This window comes from Streptomyces sp. NPDC006872 (assembly GCF_040635845.1).
Lineage (GTDB): Bacteria > Actinomycetota > Actinomycetes > Streptomycetales > Streptomycetaceae > Streptomyces.
The window spans coordinates 491,830-517,810 of the sequence record NZ_JBEYIL010000005.1 but is presented as its reverse complement, the minus strand read 5'-3'; the positions used below and the strand labels follow the sequence as shown (position 1 = coordinate 517,810).

At 69.4% G+C, this 25,981-nt stretch carries 28 protein-coding genes and 1 riboswitch; of the genes, 17 read left to right on the top strand and 11 right to left on the bottom strand.

The annotated features are described in order from the left end of the window. Window positions 1–113: 113 nt before the first annotated feature. From ABZ725_RS18175 to ABZ725_RS18165, 3 genes are read left to right on the top strand one after another with little or no spacing between them, the layout of a single operon-like run. Window positions 114–341, top strand: coding sequence for a hypothetical protein (locus tag ABZ725_RS18175; protein ID WP_358803633.1), 228 nt, complete (start codon window positions 114–116; stop codon window positions 339–341). Continuing rightward, window positions 319–846, top strand: coding sequence for a DUF6879 family protein (locus tag ABZ725_RS18170; RefSeq protein ID WP_358803632.1), 528 nt, complete (start codon window positions 319–321; stop codon window positions 844–846). Before ABZ725_RS18175 ends, ABZ725_RS18170 begins: the two co-directional genes overlap by 23 nt. 23 nt (window positions 847–869) lie before the next feature. After that, window positions 870–1,724 carry a DUF5753 domain-containing protein gene (locus tag ABZ725_RS18165; protein ID WP_358803631.1) on the top strand — a complete coding sequence of 285 codons (855 nt, stop codon included), beginning with the start codon at window positions 870–872 and terminating at the stop codon, window positions 1,722–1,724. A gap of 363 nt (window positions 1,725–2,087) precedes the next feature. Here the strand turns inward: ABZ725_RS18165 and ABZ725_RS18160 are convergent, their stop codons facing one another. Further along, a complete protein-coding gene (locus tag ABZ725_RS18160) occupies window positions 2,088–2,258 on the bottom strand; it encodes a hypothetical protein (protein ID WP_358803630.1) in 171 nt (56 codons plus the stop codon). A 121-nt stretch (window positions 2,259–2,379) separates the two neighbouring features. On the opposite strand from ABZ725_RS18160, the gene ABZ725_RS18155 reads away from it, so the two are divergent. The 3 genes from ABZ725_RS18155 to ABZ725_RS18145 all read left to right on the top strand — a co-directional run bounded on the left by ABZ725_RS18155 (window position 2,380) and on the right by ABZ725_RS18145 (window position 3,718). Next, complete coding sequence (locus ABZ725_RS18155; protein ID WP_358803629.1) at window positions 2,380–2,604, top strand: DUF397 domain-containing protein; 225 nt, start codon at window positions 2,380–2,382, stop codon at window positions 2,602–2,604. 92 nt (window positions 2,605–2,696) lie between these two features. Further along, window positions 2,697–3,179 (top strand): hypothetical protein, encoded by a 483-nt coding sequence (locus ABZ725_RS18150; protein ID WP_358803628.1) that lies wholly within the window; start codon window positions 2,697–2,699, stop codon window positions 3,177–3,179. After that, complete coding sequence (locus ABZ725_RS18145) at window positions 3,176–3,718, top strand: DUF6879 family protein (RefSeq protein WP_358803627.1); 543 nt, start codon at window positions 3,176–3,178, stop codon at window positions 3,716–3,718. Before ABZ725_RS18150 ends, ABZ725_RS18145 begins: the two co-directional genes overlap by 4 nt. A 94-nt stretch (window positions 3,719–3,812) precedes the next feature. On the opposite strand, the gene ABZ725_RS18140 is transcribed toward ABZ725_RS18145, so the two are convergent. Further along, window positions 3,813–4,388, bottom strand: a complete 576-nt coding sequence (locus ABZ725_RS18140) for a TerD family protein (RefSeq protein ID WP_358803626.1) — start codon at window positions 4,386–4,388, stop codon at window positions 3,813–3,815. Between the two features lie 165 nt (window positions 4,389–4,553). On the opposite strand from ABZ725_RS18140, the gene arfB reads away from it, so the two are divergent. Next, window positions 4,554–5,003: an alternative ribosome rescue aminoacyl-tRNA hydrolase ArfB gene (gene arfB, locus ABZ725_RS18135; RefSeq protein WP_351904424.1), complete on the top strand. Its 450-nt coding sequence runs from the start codon at window positions 4,554–4,556 to the stop codon at window positions 5,001–5,003. A gap of 46 nt (window positions 5,004–5,049) precedes the next feature. On the opposite strand, the gene ABZ725_RS18130 is transcribed toward arfB, so the two are convergent. Both ABZ725_RS18130 and ABZ725_RS18125 read right to left on the bottom strand, forming a co-directional pair. Then, entirely contained in the window at window positions 5,050–5,526 is a 477-nt protein-coding gene (locus ABZ725_RS18130; protein WP_358803625.1) for a GNAT family N-acetyltransferase, read from the bottom strand. 50 nt (window positions 5,527–5,576) lie between these two features. Beyond that, a complete protein-coding gene (locus ABZ725_RS18125; RefSeq protein ID WP_358803624.1) occupies window positions 5,577–6,164 on the bottom strand; it encodes a flavin reductase family protein in 588 nt (195 codons plus the stop codon). Between the two features lie 368 nt (window positions 6,165–6,532). Here ABZ725_RS18125 and cdgB point away from each other — a divergent pair, with 368 nt between their 5' ends. Both cdgB and ABZ725_RS18115 read left to right on the top strand, forming a co-directional pair. Beyond that, window positions 6,533–8,200, top strand: a complete 1,668-nt coding sequence (gene cdgB / locus ABZ725_RS18120; RefSeq protein WP_358803623.1) for a diguanylate cyclase CdgB — start codon at window positions 6,533–6,535, stop codon at window positions 8,198–8,200. Window positions 8,201–8,332: 132 nt separating this feature from the next. After that, window positions 8,333–9,304, top strand: coding sequence for a carbohydrate-binding protein (locus ABZ725_RS18115; RefSeq protein ID WP_358803622.1), 972 nt, complete (start codon window positions 8,333–8,335; stop codon window positions 9,302–9,304). A 10-nt stretch (window positions 9,305–9,314) separates the two neighbouring features. Here ABZ725_RS18115 and ABZ725_RS18110 read toward each other — a convergent pair whose 3' ends face one another. The 3 genes from ABZ725_RS18110 to ABZ725_RS18100 all read right to left on the bottom strand — a co-directional run bounded on the left by ABZ725_RS18110 (window position 9,315) and on the right by ABZ725_RS18100 (window position 12,528). Continuing rightward, window positions 9,315–10,244 (bottom strand): 1-phosphofructokinase family hexose kinase, encoded by a 930-nt coding sequence (locus ABZ725_RS18110; protein WP_358803621.1) that lies wholly within the window; start codon window positions 10,242–10,244, stop codon window positions 9,315–9,317. Window positions 10,245–10,402: 158 nt separating this feature from the next. Further along, entirely contained in the window at window positions 10,403–11,587 is a 1,185-nt protein-coding gene (nagA, locus tag ABZ725_RS18105) for an N-acetylglucosamine-6-phosphate deacetylase (protein WP_358803620.1), read from the bottom strand. Continuing rightward, the gene (locus ABZ725_RS18100) at window positions 11,587–12,528 is read right to left on the bottom strand and encodes an ROK family protein (protein ID WP_358803619.1); all 942 of its coding nucleotides are present in this window, start codon (window positions 12,526–12,528) and stop codon (window positions 11,587–11,589) included. Before ABZ725_RS18100 ends, nagA begins: the two co-directional genes overlap by 1 nt. A 171-nt stretch (window positions 12,529–12,699) precedes the next feature. Here ABZ725_RS18100 and ABZ725_RS18095 point away from each other — a divergent pair, with 171 nt between their 5' ends. From ABZ725_RS18095 to otsB, 3 genes are read left to right on the top strand one after another with little or no spacing between them, the layout of a single operon-like run. Beyond that, window positions 12,700–13,989: an extracellular solute-binding protein gene (locus ABZ725_RS18095; RefSeq protein WP_358803761.1), complete on the top strand. Its 1,290-nt coding sequence runs from the start codon at window positions 12,700–12,702 to the stop codon at window positions 13,987–13,989. Window positions 13,990–14,032: 43 nt separating this feature from the next. Continuing rightward, complete coding sequence (locus tag ABZ725_RS18090) at window positions 14,033–14,290, top strand: DUF3263 domain-containing protein (protein ID WP_358803618.1); 258 nt, start codon at window positions 14,033–14,035, stop codon at window positions 14,288–14,290. 48 nt (window positions 14,291–14,338) lie between these two features. Further along, on the top strand, window positions 14,339–15,172 hold the full coding sequence (otsB, locus tag ABZ725_RS18085; RefSeq protein WP_358803617.1) for a trehalose-phosphatase: 834 nt from the start codon (window positions 14,339–14,341) through the stop codon (window positions 15,170–15,172). On the opposite strand, the gene ABZ725_RS18080 is transcribed toward otsB, so the two are convergent. Beyond that, window positions 15,160–16,572, bottom strand: coding sequence for a trehalose-6-phosphate synthase (locus ABZ725_RS18080; RefSeq protein WP_358803616.1), 1,413 nt, complete (start codon window positions 16,570–16,572; stop codon window positions 15,160–15,162). The two genes, otsB and ABZ725_RS18080, sit on opposite strands and share 13 nt — an antisense overlap. An 83-nt stretch (window positions 16,573–16,655) precedes the next feature. Further along, window positions 16,656–17,600 carry a glucosyl-3-phosphoglycerate synthase gene (locus ABZ725_RS18075; protein WP_358803615.1) on the bottom strand — a complete coding sequence of 315 codons (945 nt, stop codon included), beginning with the start codon at window positions 17,598–17,600 and terminating at the stop codon, window positions 16,656–16,658. 151 nt (window positions 17,601–17,751) lie between these two features. Next, a riboswitch (SAM riboswitch) is annotated at window positions 17,752–17,898 on the top strand. 18 nt (window positions 17,899–17,916) lie between these two features. On the opposite strand from ABZ725_RS18075, the gene thrC reads away from it, so the two are divergent. The 4 genes from thrC (at window position 17,917) to groL (ending at window position 22,206) form a co-directional block, all read left to right on the top strand. Beyond that, window positions 17,917–19,227, top strand: coding sequence for a threonine synthase (gene thrC, locus ABZ725_RS18070; protein ID WP_358803614.1), 1,311 nt, complete (start codon window positions 17,917–17,919; stop codon window positions 19,225–19,227). Window positions 19,228–19,280: 53 nt separating this feature from the next. Next, complete coding sequence (locus ABZ725_RS18065; protein WP_358803613.1) at window positions 19,281–19,556, top strand: MoaD/ThiS family protein; 276 nt, start codon at window positions 19,281–19,283, stop codon at window positions 19,554–19,556. A gap of 484 nt (window positions 19,557–20,040) precedes the next feature. Continuing rightward, a complete protein-coding gene (locus ABZ725_RS18060; protein ID WP_007493268.1) occupies window positions 20,041–20,247 on the top strand; it encodes a cold-shock protein in 207 nt (68 codons plus the stop codon). 336 nt (window positions 20,248–20,583) lie between these two features. After that, on the top strand, window positions 20,584–22,206 hold the full coding sequence (gene groL, locus ABZ725_RS18055; protein WP_351904467.1) for a chaperonin GroEL: 1,623 nt from the start codon (window positions 20,584–20,586) through the stop codon (window positions 22,204–22,206). Between the two features lie 122 nt (window positions 22,207–22,328). Here the strand turns inward: groL and ABZ725_RS18050 are convergent, their stop codons facing one another. Continuing rightward, window positions 22,329–23,027, bottom strand: coding sequence for a hypothetical protein (locus ABZ725_RS18050; RefSeq protein ID WP_358803612.1), 699 nt, complete (start codon window positions 23,025–23,027; stop codon window positions 22,329–22,331). A gap of 184 nt (window positions 23,028–23,211) precedes the next feature. Further along, window positions 23,212–24,489: an acyltransferase gene (locus ABZ725_RS18045; protein ID WP_358803611.1), complete on the bottom strand. Its 1,278-nt coding sequence runs from the start codon at window positions 24,487–24,489 to the stop codon at window positions 23,212–23,214. A gap of 326 nt (window positions 24,490–24,815) precedes the next feature. On the opposite strand from ABZ725_RS18045, the gene ABZ725_RS18040 reads away from it, so the two are divergent. Continuing rightward, the gene (locus tag ABZ725_RS18040) at window positions 24,816–25,955 is read left to right on the top strand and encodes an NADH:flavin oxidoreductase (RefSeq protein ID WP_358803610.1); all 1,140 of its coding nucleotides are present in this window, start codon (window positions 24,816–24,818) and stop codon (window positions 25,953–25,955) included. Window positions 25,956–25,981: the final 26 nt, after the last annotated feature.

Here is a 25,981-nt window from a genome sequence, read left to right as displayed (position 1 = left end):
CGCCGGCTACGAACCTTAAACCCCTGCAAGTACGCGCAAGTTCAGTGCGCCCGCCCACCTGGAACGTGCAAGCTCGGTGGAAGAGATCGACAACCCTCGACACGGAGGAAGCCATGGCTCTGCATCTGCTGGGCAAGGACCCGGAATCACCGGAGGGTAAGTCCCCGACGGTGTACTACGACGACGTCACGGACAACTATCTGGTCCAGGGCTGGAAGGTCCTGGATGCCGACCGGCTGTCGGAGCTCGACCTTCCCGAGTACGAGACCGTTGTCGAGATTCCCAAGCGAATGGTGCAGTTCTTCCCGGAGGTGAACGGTGGCGGAGGCACCGGCGTTTGACGAGTTGTTTCGGCTGGCCAAGAGATCTGCGGTGCACCTGGAGATGCGGGACGGCTACATGCAGTCCGATCCAGAGTATGTCGCGTGGCGGAACGGCTCTCGCGGTACATCGCGCTACCTCGACCAGGCGACGAGCCCATGGCTCGCATTGATGCGTGACACCACTGGCCGAGGTGTCAAAATCCGCCGGGCACGTATCGTCTCCGAGCCGGTGACGGACTACATCCGTTTCGAGCATCACGTGACGACGGGAAATGTCGCGGCGGGGGAGCAAGTGCGTTGGCTACCTCGCCGACGGGCGTCGGATATCGCGCTGCCCGGCAACGATTTCTGGCTGTTCGACGACAGTCTCGTCGTGTTCCTACACTTCACCGGGGACGGAGAGCTCTCCCCTGACGGCGACGAAGAGCGTACTGTCGATCCGGCGGTGGCCCGATTGTGCTCGACTGCCTTCGAATCAGTGTGGGAGCGAGCTGTCCCACATGAGGAATTCGAAGTGCCCTGAGCTGATTTGACGGGATCATCGCATTGACCGCGTCACCAGCCTCGGCCGTCCAGGAAGCACGCAAGACCCTGGGCAAGAGGCTCCGGGAGATTCGCCAGGCGGCGGGGTTCGCCACGGCACGGGCGTTCGCTGCCCGTGCCGGTTGGCATGAGTCGAAGTCCTCCAGGATCGAGAACGGCGTAACACTCCCCTCGGAGGAGGACATCATCGTCTGGGCTCAGACGTGCGGCACGGAGGACCAAGTCGCCGATCTGATCGCTACTGCGCGCGGCATAGAGGAGATGTACGTCGACTGGCGTCGACTGGAGCGTGCGGGCCTGAAACATGTGCAGGATTCTGTTCTGCCGCTGTATGAGAGAACGCAACGGTTCCGTTTCTATCAGTCATGGGTTGTTCCAGGGTTGCTTCAGACACCCGACTACGCTCGGGCTGTGCTTGAGACGGTTGCGTCAATTCGTGACGCTCCGGGGAGCGTTGCGGACGCTGTCGCTGCACGAATGGCGAGGCAGCGCATTCTTCATGCCGCCGGTCGCCGCTTTGCATTCCTCGTCGAAGAGTGGGTTCTGCGCACGGTCGTGGGGGACTCCGAAGTCATGGCGGCCCAGCTCGGGCAGCTCATCACTCGGGCGTCGCTACCATCGGTGAGCCTGGGCATTATTCCTATGGGCAGGCCCCGTGGGCATGCCTGGCCGACCGAAGCGTTCTCGGTTTTCGATGACGAGAGGGTGGCTGTCGAACTTGTCAGCGCACATCTCAATCTGAGACAGCCCGATGGAATCGCTGACTACGCACGTACCTTCGCCGAGCTGGCAGGAATTTCCGTCTACGGGGAGCATGCAAGGAAATTGATCGTCTCCGCCCTTGATGCCCTCGGGTGACTGTGATTCCCCAGAATCATTCGCCTGCAAGCTCGTGCAAGACCATGGACCCGTAGGTTTCCTGCTTCTTACGGTCGTTGCATCGGCCACAGCAGTTGGGGAGGCACCCATGGAGACCCAGAAGCCGAAGGGCTATCGCCTGGCTGACCCTCCGGCGGAGCCCTCCGTCGAGCCGGGGTGTGCCGTGTGTCTGTCCCTCGGTGTCGCGAGACGGAATGCGCGCTCCAGCGGTGACTTCAGCACCGTTTCGGATCGCAACGTCGAACTGCGCGCGCACCACGCCGAGGCCCACTGATGGACATGCAGACCTGGCGGGACAGCCGCAGTCGGGCGGACGCCGCGACCACGGCGCTTCGTGAGGCGCTAGCCGCCCTTGGTCTTCCGGAACGGGTGCAGCGGCATCTGCGGCCGATGGTCACCCATTCCGGGTCGCCGTTCGTGCACGTGGGCGTGGTCCCCGCCGAGCACATCGAGCGAATAGCGGAAGCGCTTCGTGCTGCGTGCGAGTCGGCGCATCAGGAGCATGACCCCCACTCCGGGTAGCGCACGTAGCCCCTACCCCCTTCCTCCTTTGGACTCCCGCCTCTGAGGGGCGGCGGCGGGCGCGCATGCAGGCGTGGTCGTGTCAGGTGATCAGGAAGGTGCAGTGGTGCGAATGCTGGACGGAATTGATCTGTACGCGCTCGACATCAGCGGGGCCTCGTTCGTGAAGGCGTGCGGCGGTCCATGCAGCGAGGGATGCGTGACCCTGGCCCGGATCGGTGACGACTCCTGGGCCCTCGGGGACAGCAAGCGGCCGGACGCGACGCCGCTGCGGTTCACGACGGAGGAGCTGGACGCCGCCGGCATCGACCCGGCGCGGTTCGGACTGTCTGTCTGACGCGTTCCTCCCGCCACTCGAGTCCTCCCTCGGCCCTGCCCGCTTCCTCTCCACCGGGTGGGGCCGACCCCTCTACCTCTACGGGACTACCGGTGCATCATCACGGCTACCTCTGGACCGGCCCCAAACAGCGCTTCGACCAGGAAGCGTTGCGTCGGCCCCCGCATCCCGAGCCGCCCCCGGCCGGCAGCAGGCCGGAACTGATCCAGCGGTATCGGGAGGTGGCCGCAGAGTTCCCCACCTCTGATCTTCCGCCGCTGGAAACGGCACTCTGGCTGATGAAACCGCGCTCGCTCGTCCGGAGGACCTGGGAGGAGCCGAAGGAAGCGGCGGCCTGGCTCGGGGAGCGGCTGGCCGAGTACGCGCCGCGGTTCGCCGTCGAGGGCGACTGCGACGCCGTCCGCCTCGCCCGCGTCGTTGAGTCGGCCGCAGCGCAACTGGCGCGCGGCGGTGATGTGTCGTGCGGCTTCTATCTCGAACGCCCCGCGTATCTGTCCCTCGCAGTGGTTACCTGTTCGCCGAACCGCACGGTTCCTCAACTTCCGTGCCCTAAAGGTGAGGAGAAGCGAACGTGAGCGAGGAACCGTCTTTCGAGCAGTTGCTGGGCAGCGCCCGTCGCTCGGCCGTGCATCTGGAGATGCGGGACGGTTACATGACCTCGGATCCGGACTACGTCGCCTGGCAGGCCGGGGTCCGGGACACTCCCGCGGGCGGTGACCCTGAGACCCGTCCCTGGCTCGCGTGGGTCGGTGACGCCACGAAGCGCGGTGTCGTGATCCGCCGGGCCCGCGTCTTCTCGGTGCCCGAGTCCGACTACCTCCGCTTCGAGCACCACGTGTCGCACGCCAACGTACGAGCAGGGGAGCAGATCCGCTGGCTGTCACGCCGCCGGGCCACGGACATCGCCTTCCCCGGAAACGACTTCTGGGTGTTCGACGACGAGCTGGTCCTCGTACTCCATTTCACAGGGGACGGCGAGAGCCCCGACGACTGGTGGGAGCTGACCGACGACCCTCAGGTGCTGAGGCTGTGCAGCGGCGCGTTCGAAGCTGTCTGGGAGCGCGGCGTCCCGCACGAGGAGTACCGGCCGTCGCCGGTTGGAGAGCGGGCGTAGGGAACGGCCCCCCGAGACGCGCCGAGGCCCGGCCGGGGTCGATCCGGTCGGGCCTCGTTGTGTGCAGCTCAAAGCGTCAGGGCGCTGAGGTCGCTCAGACGTTGACGCCGAAGTCCTGGGCGATGCCGGCGAGGCCGGAGGCGTAGCCCTGGCCGACTGCGCGGAACTTCCACTCCGCGCCGTTGCGGTAGAGCTCGCCGAAGACCATCGCCGTCTCGGTCGCCGCGTCCTCCGAGAGGTCGTAGCGGGCGATCTCCGTGCCGCCGGCCTGGTTCACGATGCGGATGTACGCGTTGCGGACCTGGCCGAAGTTCTGCGAGCGGTTCTCCGCGTCGTAGATCGAGACCGGGAAGACGATCTTGTCGATGTCGGCCGGGAGGCCGGCCAGGTTGACGTTGATCGCCTCGTCGTCGCCCGCGCCCTCGCCGGTGCGGTTGTCGCCGGTGTGGACGATGGTCTGGTCCGGCGTCTGCTTGTTGTTGAAGAAGATGAAGTGGGCGTCCGAGTACACCTTGCCCTCGGGGTTGACCGCGATCGCCGAGGCGTCGAGGTCGAATTCCGTGCCGGTGGTGGTGCGAACGTCCCAGCCGAGGCCCACGGTGACGGCGGTCAGGCCCGGAGCCTCCTTGGTGAGCGAGACGTTGCCACCCTTGGACAGGCTTACAGCCATGGTTGGGAGTCCTTCCCTCGTTGTGTACGGCTTCGCGCGGGTACGAAGCTACAGCTATCCCTATGAACGCAGCGAAGGGTGCCCAAGGTTCCCCACGACTCCCCGTTTCTTTACTTTCTTTACCAAGGGATATTCGCGTGACGCGGGGGCGGGCGGAGCGGGAACATGGTGGGCATGTCTGGTCCCTATGTCGTCCGCGGCTCCGTCTCCCTCCCCGAGGCCGAGCTCATGTGGCGTTTCTCGCGGTCTTCGGGGCCGGGCGGGCAGCACGTCAACACCAGCGACTCGCAGGTGGAGCTCCGTTTCGACCTCGCCCGCACCGAGGCGCTGCCCGAGGTGTGGAAGGCGCGGGCGCTCGAGAAGCTGGCCGGTCGGCTCGTCGACGGCGTCGTCACCGTCCGCGCCTCCGAGCACCGCTCCCAGTGGCGCAACCGGGAGACCGCCGCCGTACGCCTCGCCGCGCTCCTCGCCGAGGCCACCGCCCCGCCGCCCAAGCCGCGCCGGCCGACCCGGATCCCGCGCGGGATCAACGAGCGCCGGCTGCGGGAGAAGAAGCAGCGGTCGGAGACCAAGCGGGGGCGGGGGAGGAGCGGCGGCGGCAGCGACTGGGGGTGAGCCGGTCCCACGCGGGTCCGTGCGCTTGCCCCTCCCGGTCACAGCCCTAGTCCAGGGAGAGGACTCCTACCGTCTCTCCCTCGCTCTTCTCGCCGTTCTTCCGGAATCCCAGCCCCAGATAGAAGTCCGCCGGACCGTTCTCGCCCTCGTGCCAGGTCACGTACATCTCCTTCGTTCCCCGGCGGCGCAGTTCCGCGGCGACGGACTCCACGGCGAAACGGCCGTACCCGCGGCCCTGCTCGTCCGCGGCGATGTTCAGCCGCCACAGTCCGGAGCGGATCGGACGGCCGTCCCCGTCGCCGGTCCAGTCGATGTCCAGGAACGCCATCAGGAAGCCCACCGGCCGGTCGCCGTCCATGATCAGGCGGGGCCAGGCGACACCGGCGGGGTGGACGTATGCCTCCGCGAGGGACTGCATGACCGGTGAGACCGCGAACTCCTGGTCGGGGCGGACGCGAATGCCGGTCGCGGCCTCGAAATTCCGGGGGGTTATTTCCTCCAGGCGGAGTGTTGCACGCGTCATGCGGGCACCCTAGGTGCACTCCGCACGGGGCGGCCACGGAATTTCCGGCGTCACCCCAACTGTCGGTAACGGCCCCGGAAATAGACCAGCGGGCCGCCGTCCGCGCTCGGCGCCGACGCGGTCAGGACGCGGCCGATGACGAGGGTGTGGTCGCCCGCCGGAACGGTCCGTTCCGTGCGGCACTCCAGGGTCGCCAGGGCCCCGCCGACCAGGGGCGCGCCTGAGACCTCGCCGCGGACGTACGGGATGTCCTCGAAGAGCAGACGGTCGCTGATGCGGCCCTTCATGGCGAAGCGGCCGGCGATGTGCCGCTGGCTCTCGGAGAGCACCGACACCGCCCACACGGGCTGTTCGTCGAGCAGGTCGTCCATGCGGGAGCCCACGCGCAGGCTGACCAGGACCAGCGGCGGGTCCAGGGAGACCGACACGAAGGCCGTCGCCGTCATGCCGACGTCCTCGCCGTCCGGCGCGCGGGGGTCGTCCGGGTCCAGGGAGGGTTCCCGGGCGGTCACCAGGACCACGCCGTCGGCGAGCCGGGACATGGCGGCGCGGAACTCGTCGTTGCTCACCCCCTCAGCATGACTGGGGGGAGTTTTCGGTACGGTCGTGGATACGGTCTCGAGCGCGTCTGAGGGCACGTCGGGAACGCTAGTGTCCGTCCGGGGCCCGCCGCATCGGACCTCAGCCCGACCTCCGGCCGAGTAAGGTCTTAGGACCGCGGACCGACCTTTCCCCTTGGATGTTCCGCTCTCCATGGACGTTCCTGTCCATGTTTAGGAAACACACAGGAAAACGCGGAAACTCCACTCAAATGTTCATGTTCATCTGTGACTTGAGTCACAAGACGGACTAATTGTTGACCCTGTGTACCGAGTGAGCAGCGCGCTGTGATTCAGTGGCGGAGGCGTCACAACGAGACACACACCGACAACAGAGCACCAGAAACGACGTTACGCCGAAGACAACCCTTGATTCGCTGCGAAGTCTCGGGGGGAGGGCGAAACATATGGAGACCGAGTCGGAGCCGTACGTCCGTCTTGCGTCCCTGCGACAGCTGCACCAGGTCATGGCCGACATGAACACGGCGCGCAGCCTCGCGGACACCTTGCAGACAGTCGCCGACGGCGTGGTAACGGCACTCGGGTACGAACTGGCGTGCGTCAATCTCGTGCGCCCCGACGGCGATCTCGTGGTCGCCGCTTTCTCCGGCAATCCGGCCGCCGAGGCGCTCATCACCGGCCGGGTCGGCTCGCGCGACTCCTGGGACCGACGCCTGGGCATGGGCGAGACCTGGGGCGACCTGATCTTCATACCCCACACCGAGGGCTGGATCCTCGACGACGACGACGTCCCGCAGTGGTACACCGACGGGCCCGCGCCGCGCTTCGAGGACGAATGGCACCCCTCGGACCGGCTCTTCGCGCCCATGTACACGCCCGCGCCCCCGGGCAGCGGCGGCCCGTGCGGCGAGCTGATCGGCGTTCTGTCCGTGGACCGGCCGCGCAACGGCCGACGGCCCGGCGCGTGGGGCCGTGAAGCGCTGCAGATGTACACGTTCCAGGCCGCCATCGCCATCAGCAACGCACGTCTACGCGCGAATATGCAGCGGGCACTGGTCAGACTCGAACGCGAGCAGCAGGCCCTGCGCGCCAGTGAGGAAAGCTTCCGGCAGGCCTTCGAGTACGCCCCCTCCGGCATGGCGATAGCCGAGATGGGCGGCGACCAGCACGGGCGGATACTCCGGACCAACGACGCCCTCTGTCGGCTGCTGGGCCGCCCCGCCTCCGCGATGCGCCGCTACGCGTTCTCCGACCTCGTCCACCCCGAGGACATAGGCACCCTGCTCCGCACCTCCGCGGAGGGCGGCCGTGCCGAACTGCGACTGGGCCGCCGGGACGGCACCTACGTCTGGGTCAGCCTGCGCAACTCCGTCGTCGCCGACGCGGCCGACGGGCCCCGCTTCCTCCTCACCCACGTCGAGGACATAGAGGACCGCAAGCGCCGCGAGCTCCAGCTCGCCCACCGCGCCTCGCACGACTCCCTCACCGGCCTGCCGAACTCCGCCGAACTGCGCTCGCGCCTGGCCGCCCGGCTCTGTCAGCGCCCGCAGTCCACCCACCCCGCGGCCGTCGACGCCATGGACACGGCCTACGGCCACGCCGCCTTCGACGCCAACGGCCACGGCTTCGACTACCGGCCCGGCGGGTCCGAGTCCTTCGACGGCTACGACCACCATGTGCACACCGCCGCCCCCGAAGAGGGCGTCGACGACGGCGCGAAGGGGCTCGCGGTCCTCTTCTGCGACCTCGACGGCTTCAAGTCGATCAACGACCGGTTCGGGCACAACGCGGGCGACGCGGTCCTCATCGAGGTCGCCCGCCGGCTCTCCCGCCAGGTCCGGGACGGCGACACGGTCGCCCGGCTCGGCGGCGACGAGTTCGTGATCCTCGCCGACGGCCTCGGCCGCGCCGACGCCGCCGACCTCGCCGTACGCCTGCGCAACGAGATCATCCAGCCGATCCGCGCCGAGGGCCGGGCCGTGCGGGTGGGGGCCAGCTTCGGCATCGGCTGGGCGCATTGCGGGATGACCGCGGACGAAGTGCTGAAGTCCGCCGACGAACGGATGTACGTCGAGAAACGATCTCGTCCCAAACAGCACAGACGCGCGGGATGAGTCCCAGGTCAGTGGCACTGTGCGAGCCGAGTCACCTGTTTGGGGCAGCTGGAGCGGGTAGGCTCGCCCTTCTGAACCGCCATTCTGACCCCGCATTGCATCAGCCCCGCACCTGTTGAGGAGTACGAAGGGATGACGCCCGGCAATAACGGCGCGAGCACGCCCGAGGACGACGACCCGTTCGGCTACCTCTACGCCGACGGCCAGGCCAACGGCGCGCAGCCGCCCTCCGGCGGTGGCTACGGCTACCCGAACTCGGTCAGCCGGGTGCGTGCGGTCGGCGAGCGCAAGTACGGACAGCAGCAGCCGCAGCAGCAGACCGCTCAGTACGGGCAGTACGGACAGCCGCCGACGGTCCCGCAGCAGCAGGGCGCGTACGGCCAGCCGAACGCGAACTACGCGGCGCCCGAGAACTTCGGCGGGCCCCCCACGGGCCGGCAGCAGCCGACGCCCGGCGGCGGCGGTCGCGGCCGTGGCCCCAACACCAAGGGCCTGCTGATCGGCGCGGTCGCGGTGGTCGCCGCCGTCGTGATCGGCATCGCGGTGGCCATGGCCAACGGCGACTCCGACACCGGCGACAACGACAGCGCCGGCGGCCAGACCTCCTCCGCCCCCTCGGCCTCCGAGAGCGCCTCGCCCAGCGCGTCGTCCACCGGCGAGGAGGAGACGGCCGAACTGCCGACGATCGACGCCAAGGCGCTGAGCCTGGGCGGCTCGGCCGCGCTGGCCTCCGACGTCGAGGGCGCGGACGCCGCCGGCGGCACCTATGTCGGCAACCTCAACCAGGTCGGCAACTCCGTCACCTGGACGGTCAACGGCATCCCGTCGAAGGGCACTTACACCCTGTTCGCGCACTACAGCGCGGCCGGCGAAGACCAGTCGATGACGCTCACGGTCAACGGCAAGACCTTCGGCAGCAAGTTCAATCTGGGCAACTTCGCCCATGCCGCGGACGGCGACTTCGCCAAGGGCTGGACGAAGACCTACTCGTGGCCCACGCTCACCAAGGGCACCAACACGATCTCGATCTCCTGCCAGGACGGCGACAAGTGCAACGTCCTGCTCGACCAGCTGTATCTGAAGGCGGGTCAGGTCAAGAACTGAGCCGTCGGGTTCAGGCCGCCGTGGCCTCGCCCGTCACCCTGATCCGGCCGAGCAGCTCCTCGTAGCCGGCGCGGTCGAACTCGCCCGCCACCGGGGCCAGTACGGTCGCCGCGGACAGGGCCAGCGCGCGGGCCAGGCGGTCCGGCCACGGCAGGCGTTCGACCAGGCCGGAGAGCAGGCCCGCCGAGGCCGAGTCGCCGGCGCCCGTCGGGTTGCCGTGGATCCGGGCGGGCGGGACGGCCCGCCAGCGGCCCTCCGGGGTCGCCGCGACCAGCCCCTCGGCCCCGAAAGAGGCCACCACGGACTGCGCGCCGCGCCGACGGGCGTCCTGAGTGGCGCGCAACGGCTCGTGCGAGCCGGTGAGTTCGGCCAGTTCGTCGGCGTTGGGCTTGACGATGTCCGGGCGGGCGGCGATCCCCCGGCGCAGCGGCTCCCCGCTCGCGTCCAGCAGGACGGGTGTCCCCGCGGCCCGTGCCGTCCGCACCAGCCCCGCGTACGCGCCCACCGGCACCCCCGGCGGCAGGCTGCCGCACAGGGCCACCGCGTCGGCGTCGGCGACCAGCACCTCGTACGCCTCCTGGAAGGCGGACCACTCGGCCGGTGCGATGACCGGGCCGGGCTCGTTGAGCTGGGTCGTGTCCCCGGTGCGGGCGTCGACGACAGCGACCGTGCGGCGGGTGGCCCCGGCGACCGGCACGAGCGCGTCCACCACCCCTGCCGTGCGGGTGAGTTGATCCTGCACGACCCGGCCGGTGGCGCCGCCCGCGAAACCGGTGACCGTCACCTCGTGGCCGAGGGCGGCGAGCACCCGGGCGACGTTCAGCCCCTTCCCGCCGGGCCGTTCCGTCACGTCCGTCACCCGGTGCGAGGCGTGGGGCCGCAGGGACGGCACGTGATAGGTGATGTCGAGAGCGGTGTTCAGCGTGACGGTGAGGATCACTGGGCCGACCTCCCTCGACTGCCGGCGTTCGCCGTGCGTTTGCGTACGTCTGGTTGTGCGCTGCCGTGCTTGCGTACTTCTGGAGGCCTGATCATGCCAAAAGGACGGTGGCTGGCCCAGTCCTCGGGTCAGCCACCGTCCCTGTGTGGACGGACGTTTCAGGCCAGTTGGGGATCCACCACCCAATCCCCCTTGCGCATCACGCCCTTGAGCTCGAAGTTCTCGTCCAGCAGGACCAGGTCGGCGTCCTTGCCGGGTTCCAGGGAGCCGATCCGGTCGTCCATGCCCAGCAGACGGGCCGGGTTGGCGGACAGGGCCGCGACCACGTCCTCCACCGGGAGCCGGTCGATCGTCACCGCCCGCTGGAAGGCGCGGTCCTGGGTGAGGGTGGAGCCCGCGATCGAGCCGCCCTCCACCAGCCGGGCCACACCCTCGCTGACCTCGACCTCCAGCGGGCCGAGCAGATAGCGGCCGTCGCCGAAACCGGCCGCGTCCATGGCGTCGGTGATGAACGCGACCCGGCCCGCGCCCGCGTGACGGAACGCCAGCTCCAGAGCGGCGGGGTGGACGTGCGTGCCGTCGTTGATCAGCTCGACCGTCACCCGCTCGTCCTCCAGCAGGGCGGCGATGGGGCCGGGGGCGCGGTGACCGAGTGACGGCATCGCGTTGAAGAGGTGGGTGGCGACGGTGGCTCCGGCCTCGATGGCCTGAACCGTCTGCTCGTACGTCGCGTCCGTGTGCCCGACGGCGGCGATCACGCCGTGCTCGGCGAGCAGCCGTACGGAGTCCAGGCCGCCGGGGAGCTCCGTGGCCAGGGTGACCATCTTCGCCCGGCCGCGCGCCGCGTCGATCAGCTTGCGCACCTCCGCCGGATCCGGGTCGCGCAGCAGCGCCTCGGAGTGCGCGCCCTTGCGGCACGGCGAGATGAAGGGGCCCTCGAAGTGGATGCCGGCCAGGTCGCCCTGCTCGGCCAGCTCGCTCAGCAGACCGGCCTGGCGGACGAGGACGTCCATGTCGTCGGTGACGGTCGAGGCGACGACGGTGGTGGTGCCGTGCAGCCGGTGGGTGTGGATGGCCTTCTGGACGTCCTCGGCCGTCCCGGAGAAGGAGGCTCCGCCGCCGCCGTGGTTGTGCAGGTCGATGAAGCCGGGGACCAGCCAGTGGCCGGACACGTCGAGTTCGTGTCCGCCAGGGGTGGCGTCGGCGGTGATTCTGGTTCCGTCGATCGCTACGCGGCCGTTGGGGATCGTGCCCGTGGGGAGTACCACCCTCGCGCCGGTCAGTACCTGCGGGTGCGTCGTGGCTTTTTGCGCAGTTCCCCGCGCCCCTGGAGGGGTGGCCATCAGGGTGTTACCTCCATACCGTCAGTCGTCTTGAGGAGATCCCAGGCCAGTAGGCCTGCGCCCAGGCAGCCGGCGCTGTCGCCCAGGGCTGCCGGGACTGTCTCCGGGAGTTTTTGGAAGGTCACCCGGCGGCGGAGTGCTTCGCGTAGTGGTGTGAACAAGGTTTCCCCCGCCTCCGCCAGGCCGCCACCGATGACGAGGACGCGTGGGTCCAGCAGGGTGAGTGCGGTGACCAGGCCGTCGGCGAGGGCGTCCACGGCCCCCTGCCAGACCCGGACGGCGTTCGGGTCGCCGGACGCGACGGCCTTCGCGCAGTCCGCGGCGTCCGCCTCCGGGTCCCCGCAGGCCGCCGCCCAGGCCTCGCTCACCGCGGCGGCCGACGCGAACCGCTCCAGACAGCCGTGCTGCCCGCACGGACACGGGGTCCCGCCGGGCCGTACGACGATGTGGCCGATCTCGCCCGCGAAGCCGTGCGCCCCCGCCTCCACCCGGCCTTCGACGCCGATCGCGCCCGCGATGCCGGTGCCCAGGGCCACGAACAGGAACCGGTCCGCGCCCCGGCCCGCGCCGATCCGGCCCTCGGCGAGGCCGCCGGTGCGCACATCGTGGCCGAGGGCGACCGGGACGCCGAGCCTGGCGGTGAGCAGCTGGCGCAGCGGTACGTTCCGCCAGCCCAGGTTGGCCGCGTAGGAGGCGACGCCGTTCGCCTCGTCGACGATGCCGGGGACGGCGACGCCGGCGGCGGATGCGGGCTCGCCGAACTCCTCGACGCCGTGTTCGTGCAGGTCGGCGGCGAAGTCGAGGATGCCGGCGACCACCGCGTCGGGGCCGCGCTCACGGCCGGTGGCTCGGCGGGCCCGGTGCAGCAGCGCGCCGTCCGCGCCGACCAGGGCGGCCTTCATCCCGGTGCCGCCCACGTCCAGGGCGATGACATGTCTCACCGGAACAGTGTGGACCTAGGACCCGCGAGAGGTCTAGTCCACTTACCGGTCTTGGAGATAGTGTGCGCGCCAAGGCCCGCAAGAGGTCTAGTCCAATTGCGTGGTGTAGACCTTACTCCGGATAACGGATCCATTGGTATGAACATTCAGTTTGGGATGAGTGGACGAGTCATGGAGAGCGGTTCGGTGCAGCGGGCACGAAAGTCAGGGACCATCGCGGCGGCGTCCGCCCTCGGCATGGCGGCGGTCCTGGCCGGCTGCGGGCTGACCGGAGGCTCCGACGACGTCACCCTGAGACTCGTCGCCGCCGACTACGGCGACAGCAGCGCCAACAGCTCCGAGAAGTACTGGGACAAAGTCGTCACGGCCTACGAGAAGGAGCACCCCGGCGTCACCGTCGAGGTGACCGTGTACTCCTGGAACGACGTCGACGCCAAGGTCAAGGCGATGGTCGACGCGGGCGAGGCCCCCGACATGGCCCAGATCGGCTCGTACGCCGACTACGCGGCCGACGACCTGCTCTACAAGGTCGGCGACGTCCTCTCCATCCCCGTCGAGGCCGACTTCGTGTCCCAGCTCGCCAACGCGGGCGAGGTGCGCGGGATCCAGTACGGCATGCCGTTCGCCTCCTCCACGCGCCTGCTGTTCTACAACAAGACCCTCTTCGCGAAGGCCGGGCTCACCCCGCCGACCACCTGGGCCGAGCTGGCCAAGGACGCGAAGGCGCTCAAGGACGAGGGCGTGAAGTACCCGTACGCCCTGCCCCTGGGCTCCGAGGAGGCGCAGGCCGAGACCCTGCAGTGGCTGCTCAGCGGCGGGGGCGGCTACTCCCAGACCGTCAGCAGCTACAGCATCGACTCCGTCGAGAACGTCGACACCTTCAACTGGCTGAAGAACGACCTGGTCGGCAAGGGCCTGACCGGGCCGGTCGCGCCCGGCAAGCTCAACCGGGCCACCGCGTTCACCGCGTTCGCCGCCGGCGAGGTGGGCATGCTCAACGGGCACCCCTCGCTGATGAAGGCGGCCGAGGCCAAGGGCGTCGAGTTCGGCATGGTGCCGATGCCCGGCCTCGACGGCCCGAGCAAGGTCTCCATGGGCGTCGCCGACTGGATGACCGCGTTCAAGCAGAACGGGCACGGCGAGCAGATCGGGGACTTCCTCGACTTCGTCTACAGCGAGGAGAACGTGCTCGACTTCTCCCGCGAGTACGACCTGCTGCCGGTCACCAACTCCGCCTCCCAGGTGATGGGCGCGGCCAAGGAGGACGCCGACCTCAAGCCGTTCCTGGAGGAACTCCCGCTCTCCGAGTCCTACCCCGTCGGGCGGACCTCCTGGGCGAAGGTCAGCGCGGAGATCAAGAAGCGGATCGGCCAGGCCGTCACCGCGAACGGCAACCCGGCCGATGTGCTGGGCGAGCTCCAGACCACGGCCACGACGCTGGACAGCGCCTCGGGAGAGTGAGCCGACCGGGTCGAGTGTCAGTCGTGCGCGTTACCTTGCGGGTATGGAGCAGCGAGCGGACGAGGCGGAGGACGCGGGCGGGCTGGGGGCGCTGGAGCGCAGCATCCTCGCCCTGGAGCGGCGCGGGTTCTCCGGGCCCGGCGTGAAGGAACGGGCGATACGCGAGGAACTCGACCTGTCCCCGGTCCGCTACTACCAGCTCCTCAACGCCCTCCTCGACGACACCCGGGCACTGGCCCACGACCCGGTCACGGTGAACAGACTGAGAAGGGTGCGGGACACCAGGCGAGCCGATCGCTGACACGTGGAGTCCGACGCGCGGCGTCCGGCGCGTGGATATCGTCGCCGTATGGGCATCCACGCACCCACCACCGCAGCCGGACGCACCGCACTCGACGCGATCCTCGCCGAACCCTCCCGCACCCTCGTCGCCCTCGACTTCGACGGCACCCTCGCCCCGATCGTCGAGAACCCCGAGGACGCCCGGGCGCACCCCGACGCCGTGCCCGCGCTCGCGGCCCTCGCACCGAAGATCGCGGCCGTGGCCGTCGTCACGGGGCGGCCCGCCGAGGTCGCCGTACGGCACGGCGGGTTCGCCGGGGTGGCGGGGCTCGCGCAGCTCACCGTCCTCGGGCTCTACGGCGCCGAACGCTGGGACGCGCGCACCGGCGCCCTGACCGCCCCCGCCCCGCACCCGGGAGTCGCCGCCGTCCGCGCCGAGCTCCCGCAGGTCCTGGCGGCGGCCGGGGACCTGCCGGGCGTGTGGGTGGAGGAGAAGGCCGGCCAGGCCGTCGCCGTCCACACGCGTCGCGCCGCCGATCCCCAGGCCGCGTTCGAAGCGCTGCGCGCACCCCTCGGCGACCTCGCAACCCGGCACGGACTGATCGTCGAGCCCGGCCGGATGGTCCTGGAGCTGCGCCCGCCGGGCATGGACAAGGGCATGGCCCTGCTGGAGCACGTCCGTGAGACCGGCGCGCGGAGCGTCCTGTACGCCGGTGACGACCTCGGCGACCTCCCCGCCTTCGCCGCCGTCGAGCGACTGCGCGCCGACGGCGTCCCCGGGCTGCTGGTGTGCAGCGGCAGCACCGAGGTCGGCGAACTCGCCGGGCGCGCGGACCTCGTCGTCGACGGGCCCGCCGGGGTCGTGGCGCTGCTGCGGGAGCTGGCCGCTCAGCTCGGCTGAACCCCGGGAGCCTCCCGCAGGGCGTTCAGCTGGTCCAGGAACCACTGGGCCGGGGGGAGCGCGGTCGCCGCCGCGGACAGCCGCTTCGTGCGCTCGGCCCGCTCCTCCGGTTTCATGGTCAGCCCTTCGTACAGGGCCCGGGCGGTCTCCAGGACGTCGTACGGGTTGACGACGAGCGCGTCCTCGCCCAGTTCCCAGTAGGCCCCCGCCTCCCGGGACAGCACCAGGGCGCAGCCCTCGTCGGAGACGACCGGGACCTCCTTGGCGACCAGGTTCATACCGTCGCGGATGGGGTTGACCAGGGCGACGTCCGCGAGGCGGTAGGCGGCGAGGGAGCGGGCGAAGTCGTCCTTGAGGTTCAGCAGGACCGGCGTCCAGCCGGGCGTGCCGTACGCGGAGTTGATCTCGTCCGTCAGGCGCTGCACCTCGGCCATGTAGTCCCGGTAGACGGCGAGGTCCTGGCGGGAGGGGTAGGCGAACGCCACGTGGACGACCCGCTCGCGCCACTCGGGATGGTCGTCGAGCAGCTGCCGGTAGGCCAGCAGGCCGCGCACGATGTTCTTGGACAGCTCGGTGCGGTCGACGCGGACGATCGCCTTCCGGTCCGTGCCGCCGATCTCCTCGCGCAGGGCGGCGATCCGTTCCTCGACGTCCGGCCGGTGCGAGCGCTCCCGCAGGAAGTCGGCGTCGGCCCCGAGCCCGTGCACACCGACCTGCGTCTTCCCCGGCCCCCCGGCGAACTCCGCACAGCACGCGGTGAACGCGTCCGCCCAGCGGTGGGTCAGGAAGCCCAGGCGGTCCGCGCCGAGCATGCCGCTCAGCAGCTGTTCCCGGATGTCCGCGGGCAGCAGGCCGAAGTAGTCCGTGGGGGCCCACGGCGTGTGGGAGAAGTGCGCGATCCGCAGGTCGGGGCGGAGTGCCCGGAGCATCCCCGGGACCAGGCACAGGTGGTAGTCCTGGACGAGGACGGCCGCGCCGTCCGCCGCCTCCTCCGCCAGCGCCTCCGCGAACGCGTGGTTGTACGTCTCGTACGAGGCCCACTGGCGGCGGAACTCCGCGTCGAAGACCGGTTCCAGCGGGGTCTGGTAGAGCAGGTGGTGGATGAACCACAGGACCGAGTTCGCGATGCCGTTGTACGCGTCGGCGTGCACATCGGCCGGGATGGGCAGCATGCGCACGCCCTCCTCGCCGACCCCGCGCCGGACCGCCTCCCGGTCGCCGTCGGACAACGCCGAGCACACCCACAGCGCGCCCGCGTCCGGCCCGATGGCCGACAGGCCGGAGACCAGCCCGCCGCCGCCGCGTTTCGCGCGCAGCGAGCCGCCCTCGTCGACCGTGTACGAGACCGGGCCGCGGTTGGACGCGACCAGGACCTGAGCAGCTCCACCGGTGGTAGCCATAGACCTCAACCTAGCCCGCTCCGGAAACGCTCAAACGTACGGTCGCCCTGTGTGGCCAGGACGTATACAACGGGTGTGCGGTGTTACGCGACCTTGCGGGACTGGTACTCCGCGATCTCCGCCATCGGCGGCCGCTCCTCGGTGTCCACGGAGTAGGTGCGCGGTTCGAAGCCGTCCGGGCTGCGTTCGAACTGGGTGAGGGAGGGGCGGATCAGATGCCCGCGGGCCAGCCGGAGCTGGGCGGTGCGGTAGATCGCCGCGGCCATCCGGCCGAGGGCCTGACCGTCCTGGTGGCGGTGCTTGCGGACGCCGACGTCGACCTGGGCGAGGGCGTCCAGGCCCACCAGGTGCAGGGCGTCGACCAGCATGCCCAGCTCCACGCCGTAGCCGACCGGGAAGGGCAGCTGCTCCAGCAGGCTGCGGCGGGCCGCGTACTCGCCGCCGAGCGGCTGCACGAACCCGGCCAGCTGCGGCCAGTGCATGTTGAGCAGGGGCCGGGCCATCAGCTCGGTGACCCGCCCGCCCTGGCCGGCCGCGCCGCCCAGCGGACGGTCGTACATGCCCTTGACGAGGTCCACCTCGGGGTCGGTCAGCAGCGGGCCGACGATGCCCGAGACGAAGTCGGAGGAGAACTCCTTCAGATCGGCGTCGATGAAGCAGACGATGTCCCCGCCGGTGACGAGCAGCGAGCGCCACAGGACCTCGCCCTTGCCGGGCACGGCCGGGATGCGCGGCAGGATGTCGTCCCGGTGGACGACCCGGGCTCCGGCCGCCGCGGCGACCTCGGAGGTCCGGTCGGTCGATCCCGAGTCGACGACGACTATCTCGTCGACGAGCGGGACCTGCTGCATGAGGTCGTGGCGGATGATCGCGACGATGTCGCCGACCGTCTCCTCCTCGTTCAGCGCGGGCAGCACCACGGACACCGACTGGTTCGTGGCGCGCTTGGCGGCCAGGATCCGGTGCAGCGGGCGATCGGTCCCCGACCAGGAGCGGGTGGCCAGCCAGCGCTCGACCTCTTCCAGCACGGCGGCTCCTCACATCTCGCGGTTCGGACGACTATCTCAACGATCCTGGGCTTCGGTTACAGTCTTGAACAACGCGGATGACCATCGCATGTCCAAGGTCGTCCACTGTTCAATGAGATCAACGCACTCATTGAGATCAACAACCGAATACCGCTCATCCAGAGGGGCAGAGGGATACGGCCCGATGAAGCCCCGGCAACCCTCCAGCCGGTCTGACCACGTCGTCGTGGTGAGGCTCCCGGCTCGGGAAGGTGCCAAATCCGTCTCACGGCGAAGTGCGTCGTGAGGAAGATGAGGAGAAAGGGCCTCCCCTCACATGGCTGCGCAGAACGTTGCAACCGAATCCACCGTTTCCTCCGCCTCCAGCTCCGCCTCTGCCGTCGACCTCGGTCCGGCCGCGGCGTTGAACTGCCGTGAGTGCGGTCACCGCGTCCCCCTCGGGCCCGTCTTCGCCTGCGAGGAGTGTTTCGGCCCGCTCGAGATCGCGTACGACTTCTCTTCCTACGACACGGAGGAGCTCCGCAAGCGCATCGAGGCGGGACCCGCGAACGTCTGGCGCTACGCGCCCCTCCTGCCGGTCCCGGCCGACGTCGCGGACAAGCCGAACATCAACCCGGGCTGGACCAAGCTCGTCCAGGCCGACAACCTCGCCCGTGAACTGGGCGTCGACGCCGGAAAGCTCTTCGTCAAGGACGACTCCGGAAACCCGACGCACTCCTTCAAGGACCGCGTCGTCGCGCAGGCCATCGAGGCGGCGCGCGCCTTCGGCTTCACCACCCTCTCGTGCTCCTCGACCGGCAACCTGGCCGGCGCCGTGGGCGCCGCGGCGGCCCGCGCGGGCTTCCGCTCCTGCGTGTTCATCCCGCACGACCTGGAGCAGGGCAAGGTCGTCATGGCCGCGGTCTACGGCGGCGAGCTCGTCGGCATCGAGGGCAACTACGACGACGTCAACCGCTTCTGCTCCGAGCTCATCGGCGACCCGGCGGGCGAGGGCTGGGGCTTCGTCAACGTCAACCTGCGGCCGTACTACGCGGAGGGGTCCAAGACCCTGGCGTACGAGATCTGCGAGCAGCTCGGCTGGGAGCTTCCCGACCAGCTGGTCGTGCCGATCGCCTCCGGCTCGCAGCTCACGAAGATCGACAAGGGGCTGCAGGAGCTGATCAAGCTCGGGCTCGTCGAGGACAAGCCGTACAAGATCTTCGGCGCTCAGGCCGAGGGCTGCAGCCCGGTGTCCGTCGCGTACAAGGCGGGGCATGACGTCGTCCGTCCGCAGAAGCCGAACACCATCGCCAAGTCGCTGGCCATCGGCAACCCGGCGGACGGTCCGTATGTGCTCGACATCGCGCGTCGTACCGGCGGTGCGGTGGAGGACGTGACGGACGAGCAGATCGTCGACGCGATCAAGCTGCTGGCGCGGACCGAGGGCATCTTCGCGGAGACCGCCGGTGGAGTGACGGTGGGTGTGACGCGGAAGCTGATCGAGAACGGTCTTCTCGACCCGACGCTCACTACGGTCGTGCTGAACACGGGCGACGGTCTCAAGACGCTCGACGCGGTGGCCGGCACGGGACTGACCGCGACGATTCGGCCCAACCTCGAGTCGTTCCGCGACGCGGGTCTCGGCTAGTCACTGCCCTGCGCCCCCGCGGGGGCGCTCCACCTGACCGGAGGTCGAAAGTCATGAGCGTCACCGTCCGCATCCCCACCATCCTGCGCACCTACACCGGCGGTTCGGCCGAGGTGAAGGCCGAGGGGGCGACCCTCGGCGAGGTCATCGCCGACCTCGAGAAGAACCACACCGGCATCGCCGCCCGCGTTCTCGACGACCAGGGCAAGCTGCGTCGGTTCGTCAACGTGTACGTCAACGACGACGACGTCCGCTTCGAGCAGGGGCTTCAGACGCCGACTCCGGACGGCGCCGGCGTCTCGATCATCCCGGCGGTCGCGGGCGGCTGAGCGGCGGCTGCGCGGCTGCCGAGCGGCGACTGACCGCTGTTCAGTACCCGTTGGTAGTAACCGTCGGTAACAGCGATTACCGAGCGTTCATCGAATTGCCCTCTCCGCGATAGAAGCGGAGGGGGCAATTCAGTGTGGTTGAGCGCGGTACAGTTGGGGAACCCGGTCCGGATCACCGGATCCGGAGCCTTTGATTTCTGCCCCGTGCCCGATAAGAAGCAGCCAAAGTGTGTATACCTTTCGCGGCTTTTGTGGCTTTCGTAGGGCCCGACTTGCCCTGAATTCAGGCGAATTCTCGCCACATTCCGGATCCTTTGCGTCCAGAATTCTCGTCCAAGTGACCTGTTGCAGAGGGCAGTTGGACAGATACATTCAGCCGCGGTCGACGCGTTCCGGCGCACGCCCCCAATCGTTGGGGGGTGAGGTCTGACCCGGATCCGCGAAGTGTGGATCTGTGCAAGGGCCAGTAATAGGGGAGTTAGGCATGGCTCAGGGCACCGTCAAATGGTTCAACGCGGAGAAGGGGTACGGCTTCATCGCGGTCGACGGTGGTGCGGATGTTTTCGTCCACTACAGCGCGATTCAGATGGACGGCTACCGCACCCTGGAAGAGGGTCAGCGGGTCGATTTCGAGATCTCGCAGGGTCAGAAGGGGCCGCAGGCGGACATGGTCCGTCTCGCGACCGGCTGAAGCGCGCGCCGACTGACAGCGTCGTTCTTCTGTACGTCACATCCGAAGGGCTTGTACCTCCTGGGGGGTACGAGCCCTTCGGTGCGTCCGGTGCCTCTCGCGCCCCGCTGGCCGCACCGTTGTTCACCTGCGGATCCTCCCGAGTCGCTTGCACTCGCCCATGCCGAGTGCTAATCATTGGCGTTAGCACTCTGCAGGTGAGAGTGACAAAGAAGGACCGGGTCGGTGAGGCCCGCAGGCCAGGTGGGGCAAGGAACCGCCAGGCCGGCGAGCCGTCCGTCGCGGGCGCCAGCGCGGTCCGGAGCAATCCACCCCAGTCCGGGAGGACCACTTCACATGGCCAAGATCATCGCGTTCGACGAGGAGGCACGGCGCGGCCTCGAGCGCGGCATGAACCAGCTCGCGGACGCCGTGAAGGTGACGCTCGGCCCCAAGGGCCGCAACGTCGTCCTCGAGAAGAAGTGGGGCGCCCCCACGATCACCAACGATGGTGTGTCCATCGCCAAGGAGATCGAGCTCGAGGACCCGTACGAGAAGATCGGCGCCGAGCTGGTCAAGGAAGTCGCGAAGAAGACGGACGACGTAGCCGGTGACGGCACGACGACCGCGACCGTCCTGGCCCAGGCCCTGGTGCGCGAGGGTCTGCGCAACGTGGCCGCCGGCGCCAACCCGATGGCTCTCAAGCGCGGTATCGAGAAGGCCGTCGAGGCCGTCTCCGGTGCCCTGCTGGAGCAGGCCAAGGATGTCGAGACCAAGGAGCAGATCGCTTCCACGGCCTCCATCTCCGCCGCCGACACCCAGATCGGCGAGCTCATCGCCGAGGCGATGGACAAGGTCGGCAAGGAAGGCGTCATCACCGTCGAGGAGTCCCAGACCTTCGGTCTGGAGCTGGAACTCACCGAGGGCATGCGCTTCGACAAGGGCTACATCTCGGCGTACTTCGCCACCGACATGGAGCGTATGGAGGCCGTCCTCGACGACCCGTACATCCTGATCGCGAACTCCAAGATCGCGAACGTCAAGGACCTGCTCCCGCTCCTGGAGAAGGTCATGCAGTCGGGCAAGCCGCTGCTGATCATCGCCGAGGACGTCGAGGGCGAGGCCCTGTCGACCCTGGTCGTCAACAAGATCCGCGGCACCTTCAAGTCCGTCGCGGTCAAGGCCCCGGGCTTCGGCGACCGCCGCAAGGCGATGCTGAACGACATCGCCATCCTCACCGGTGGCGAGGTCATCTCCGAGGAGGTCGGTCTCAAGCTCGAGAACACCTCCCTGGACCTGCTGGGCAAGGCCCGCAAGGTCGTCATCACCAAGGACGAGACGACCATCGTCGACGGCTCCGGCTCCTCGGACCAGGTCGCCGGCCGGGTCAACCAGATCCGCGCCGAGATCGAGAACAGCGACTCGGACTACGACCGCGAGAAGCTGCAGGAGCGCCTGGCGAAGCTCGCCGGCGGTGTCGCGGTCATCAAGGCCGGCGCCGCCACCGAGGTGGAGCTCAAGGAGCGCAAGCACCGCATCGAGGACGCCGTCCGCAACGCGAAGGCCGCCGTCGAGGAGGGCATCGTCGCCGGTGGTGGCGTGGCGCTCATCCAGGCCTCCGCCGTCTTCGAGAAGCTGGAGCTCGAGGGTGACGAGGCGACCGGCGCCAACGCCGTGCGGCTCGCCCTGGAGGCCCCGCTCAAGCAGATCGCCATCAACGGTGGTCTCGAGGGTGGCGTCGTCGTGGAGAAGGTCCGCAACCTCCAGGTCGGTCACGGCCTGAACGCTGCGACCGGCGAGTACGTCGACATGATCGCCGAGGGCATCATCGACCCGGCGAAGGTGACGCGTTCCGCGCTGCAGAACGCGGCCTCCATCGCCGCGCTGTTCCTCACCACCGAGGCCGTCATCGCCGACAAGCCGGAGAAGGCGTCCGCGCCGGCCGGCGGCGGCATGCCGGGCGGTGACATGGACTTCTGATCGACCTCTGGTCGATCGCCTGTCCTTCGGACCGAGGGCGGCACTTCCCGGAAACGGGGGGTGCCGCCCTCGGGCGTTTCAGCCCGCGTACTCCTTCAGTTCCTCGGTGTCGAGGGTGATGCTCACCGGGGGCGGAAGCTCGACGGCGGTGCCCCAGGGGTAGGAGGCGGTCTGCTGGTAGTGGCCGTCCTTGGGGTCGCTGTAGACGACGACGCTGTTGTTTTCACGGTCGATGAGGAGGTAGGGAGCAGGGCCGCCGGGCTGTGCACCGGTGTGGGCAGGCCGGCGGTCAGGGCGATGCGGAGTGTCTCCTCCGTGGCCCCGCGCGCGAACCACTCCTCCACGAGCGGAGCGAGCTGCGCGCAGTCGGCGGCGGAGAGGGACAGCGCGGGTGCCGTGCGGCCCAGGGCGGCGAGGAGGATGTGGGCGCGGGAGCGGGTGGGGCGACGGTCCGGGTCCGGTGGCTGTTCCGGCTCCGGTACGTCGCCGCGCGTGAACCTTGTCCACCAGTCGTCGTCCCGTGCGGTACGCGACCACCACGATCGGGTGATCCAGCGGGACTCGCCCGAGTCGGCCTCCAGACGTTCCCGGCCGCGCCTCAAGTGCCGGGCCGCCTGGATCCGGTTGAGCGCCGTGCGAAGCGCGCACTGGCCGTACGGAGTCGTCTTGGCCAGCGTTTTCACCGAGATGTCCGTGCCATCGGGGAGCCGGTCGATGTACGCGGCGATGGCCGCCTCGCGGGGCGGGAGGTGCGCGAAGTCGTGATGGGTGCGGCGGAGTTGGCCCGGTGCGGAGCGCTTTCCGTAACCCGGATTGGCCATCGGGTGCGGGGATGCGTGCACGGGCGGGAGGTCGGCACTAAGCTTGGCGTCAGCCACGGATCGACCACTGCTTTCGATCTTGTAGGTCAGGCCCCCGCAGGTGTTGGTAGCACCTGGCGGGGGCTGTTTCGTTATGCGCACGCTAGAGCGTGGTGACCTTCCGTGGCAGGTCGGTCGCTCCGCGTCAACTCGCCGGGTGGGAGGGTGGGTTGACGCCCTCCACCCGTTCCTTGCAAACAGGGCTCGGAGCTGGATGCTTGAGCCTCGGGGCGGTTGCGGGGGCTGATCTCACCCGCGCCAGTCGGCGGCCCCAGTTCTGGGCCGGGGCTTCGATGCAGCGGTAGGTCAGTGCGCTCAGGGGGAGCAGCGCCGCGAAGAACGCCGCTTCGAGCAGGAGGTTGTCGTGGGGCCGACGGCCGATCGTGGCGTCGGTCACCGCCAGCAGGGCCGGGTGCACGAGGTAGAGCGAGTAGCTGATCGTGCCCAGTGCCAGCAGCGCGCGCGGTATGCGCCGGTTGCGCAGCGCCAGGCCGATGCCGAAGGTGAGGACGGCCAGGAGGAAGGCCGTGATCCAGCCGCGCTGGGTGGCATGGGTTCCGTCACCGTGCCAGGACGCGCTCGCCACCGCGCAGCCGATCACGAGGACGGCCGTGGCGGCCGCGTACCGCCAGGTGGTCCGGCCGTGTTCGGCTCGGTGGACGACCGTGCCGAGGAACATCACCGCGAGGATGACCAGGCCCTCCCACAGGGGGACCGTGCCGTTGAGGGCGACCAGGGCCAGTGCCAGCAGCCCGCCCAGGACGCCTCCGAAGACCTGCAGCACCCGGGAAGCGGAACTCGCGCAGCAGACGGCGAGCAGCAGGGCGACCGCGGTGAAGGCGATCAGGGAGCCGGTGCCGAGCCGGTCGGACAGGGCGGAGGCGGGGAGTGCGACCCCCGCCGCCGCACTCGCCGCGGCCAGTACCGCCAGGGTCGCCGAGACCGCTGCCGACCGCTGGTGCCGGCGGACCGTGAACAGGGCGACGACCAGCAGATAGAAGGCCATCTCGTAGGAGAGCGTCCACAGGACGAGCAGGAGGTTGGGCGTTCCCAGCAGCTCCTGGAGGAGGGTGGCGTGGGCGGCGGCCGCCGTCAGCGGGCTCTGGCCGCCGAAGTCGGTGCGCAGCTCCGCGAAGCCCAGCAGTTGCGCGGTCAGGACCGCTGCCACGACGGCCGTGGCCAGCGGGTACACGCGGAACAGCCGGCCGATCCAGAACGTCCGGACGCAGCCTCGGCGCTCCAGCGACGCCGGGATGATGTAGCCGCTGACCAGGAAGAACACCATGATGCCGTAGCGGCTGGTGTTGAACTCCGGCATCAGGGCCTGCCGTGTCTCAGCCATGAAGGCGTACGCCGAGTGGTCGAACACGACGACGAGCGCCGCGATCCCGCGCAGCGCGTCCAGCCAGCCCAGCCGCGACATGCCACCCCTACCGCCCGCCGCCGCCCGGTCCCGGTGAGCGGGTGATCGCGAGGAAGAGGAAGACAACAGGGAGGGGGAACGGGAAGCGGAACGGGAACTTCCCGTTTCAGCATAAAACAGTTCAATGGATCTCATGCTCCTCTTCACGTGGGAGCGCTCCCCCCTGTTCATGTGCGCCGGCCGCGTCCGTGGGTGGCCGGGATCACAGGGCGTATCCCGCGCGGGCCGGAATGCGGGCGGGGGCGGGGGAGTTTCCGTTGCAGAGGCACTTGATGCATGTGCACATACCAGTCGGTCCATCGTCCCCGTCAAGAGGAGCCCCCCACGTGAGCGTCAGCCAGCCCGTTCCCGCCTCCGCCCCCGAGCGCGCCGCCGAGATCCTCTCCCGGCCGGTCTCCATCAACGGACTGACCGTCCCGAACCGCATCGCCATGGCGCCCATGACCCGTATGTTCTCGCCGGACGGCATTCCCGGCGAGGACGTGGCGTCGTACTACTCCCGGCGCGCCGCGGCCGGTGTCGGTCTGATCGTCACCGAGGGGACGTACGTCGGGCACGAGTCCGCCGGGCAGAGCGACCGGATTCCCCGGTTCCACGGCGAGGAGCAGCTCGCGGGCTGGGCGAAGGTCGCCGAGGCCGTGCACGCGGGCGGCGGGACGATCGTGCCGCAGCTGTGGCACATCGGCATGGTGCGCAAGCAGGGTGAGCCGCCGTACGCGGACGCTCCGGCCGTCGGCCCCTCCGGCCTGCGCCTCGACGGCACCGAGGGCGCCGGCAAGGCGATGACCCAGCGCGACCTGGACGACGTCATCGGCGCGTTCGCCGAGGCCGCGGCCGCCGCCGAGCGCATCGGCTTCGACGGCGTCGAGCTGCACGGCGCCCACGGCTATCTGCTCGACCAGTTCCTGTGGGCCGGCACCAACCGCCGGACCGACGCCTACGGCGGCGACCACGTGGACCGTGCGAAGTTCGCCGCCGAGATCGTGGCCGCCGTCCGCGAGACCGTCTCGGCCGAGTTCCCGATCATCTTCCGCTACTCGCAGTGGAAGTCGGAGGCCTACGACGCTCGGCTCGCCGAGACCCCCGAGGAGCTGGAGGCCATCCTCGCCCCGCTCGCCGCGGCCGGCGTCGACGCCTTCCACGCCTCCACCCGCCGTTACTGGCTCCCGGAGTTCGACGGCTCCGACCTCAACCTCGCGGGCTGGACGAAGAAGCTCACCGGCCGTCCGGCCATCACCGTGGGCTCGGTCGGCCTCGACGGCGACTTCATCAAGGGCTTCGCGGGCGAGGGGTCCCCGGTCAAGGGCATCGACGACCTCCTCGACCGGCTGGAGCGCGACGAGTTCGACATGGTGGCCGTCGGGCGTGCGCTGCTCCAGGACCCGGAGTGGGCCGCCAAGGTCCTCGGCGGCCGGGTCGACGAGCTGAAGCCGTACGACGCGGCCGCGCTGAAGACCCTCAGCTGAACCCTGAGGTCCGGAGCCGTCGATCT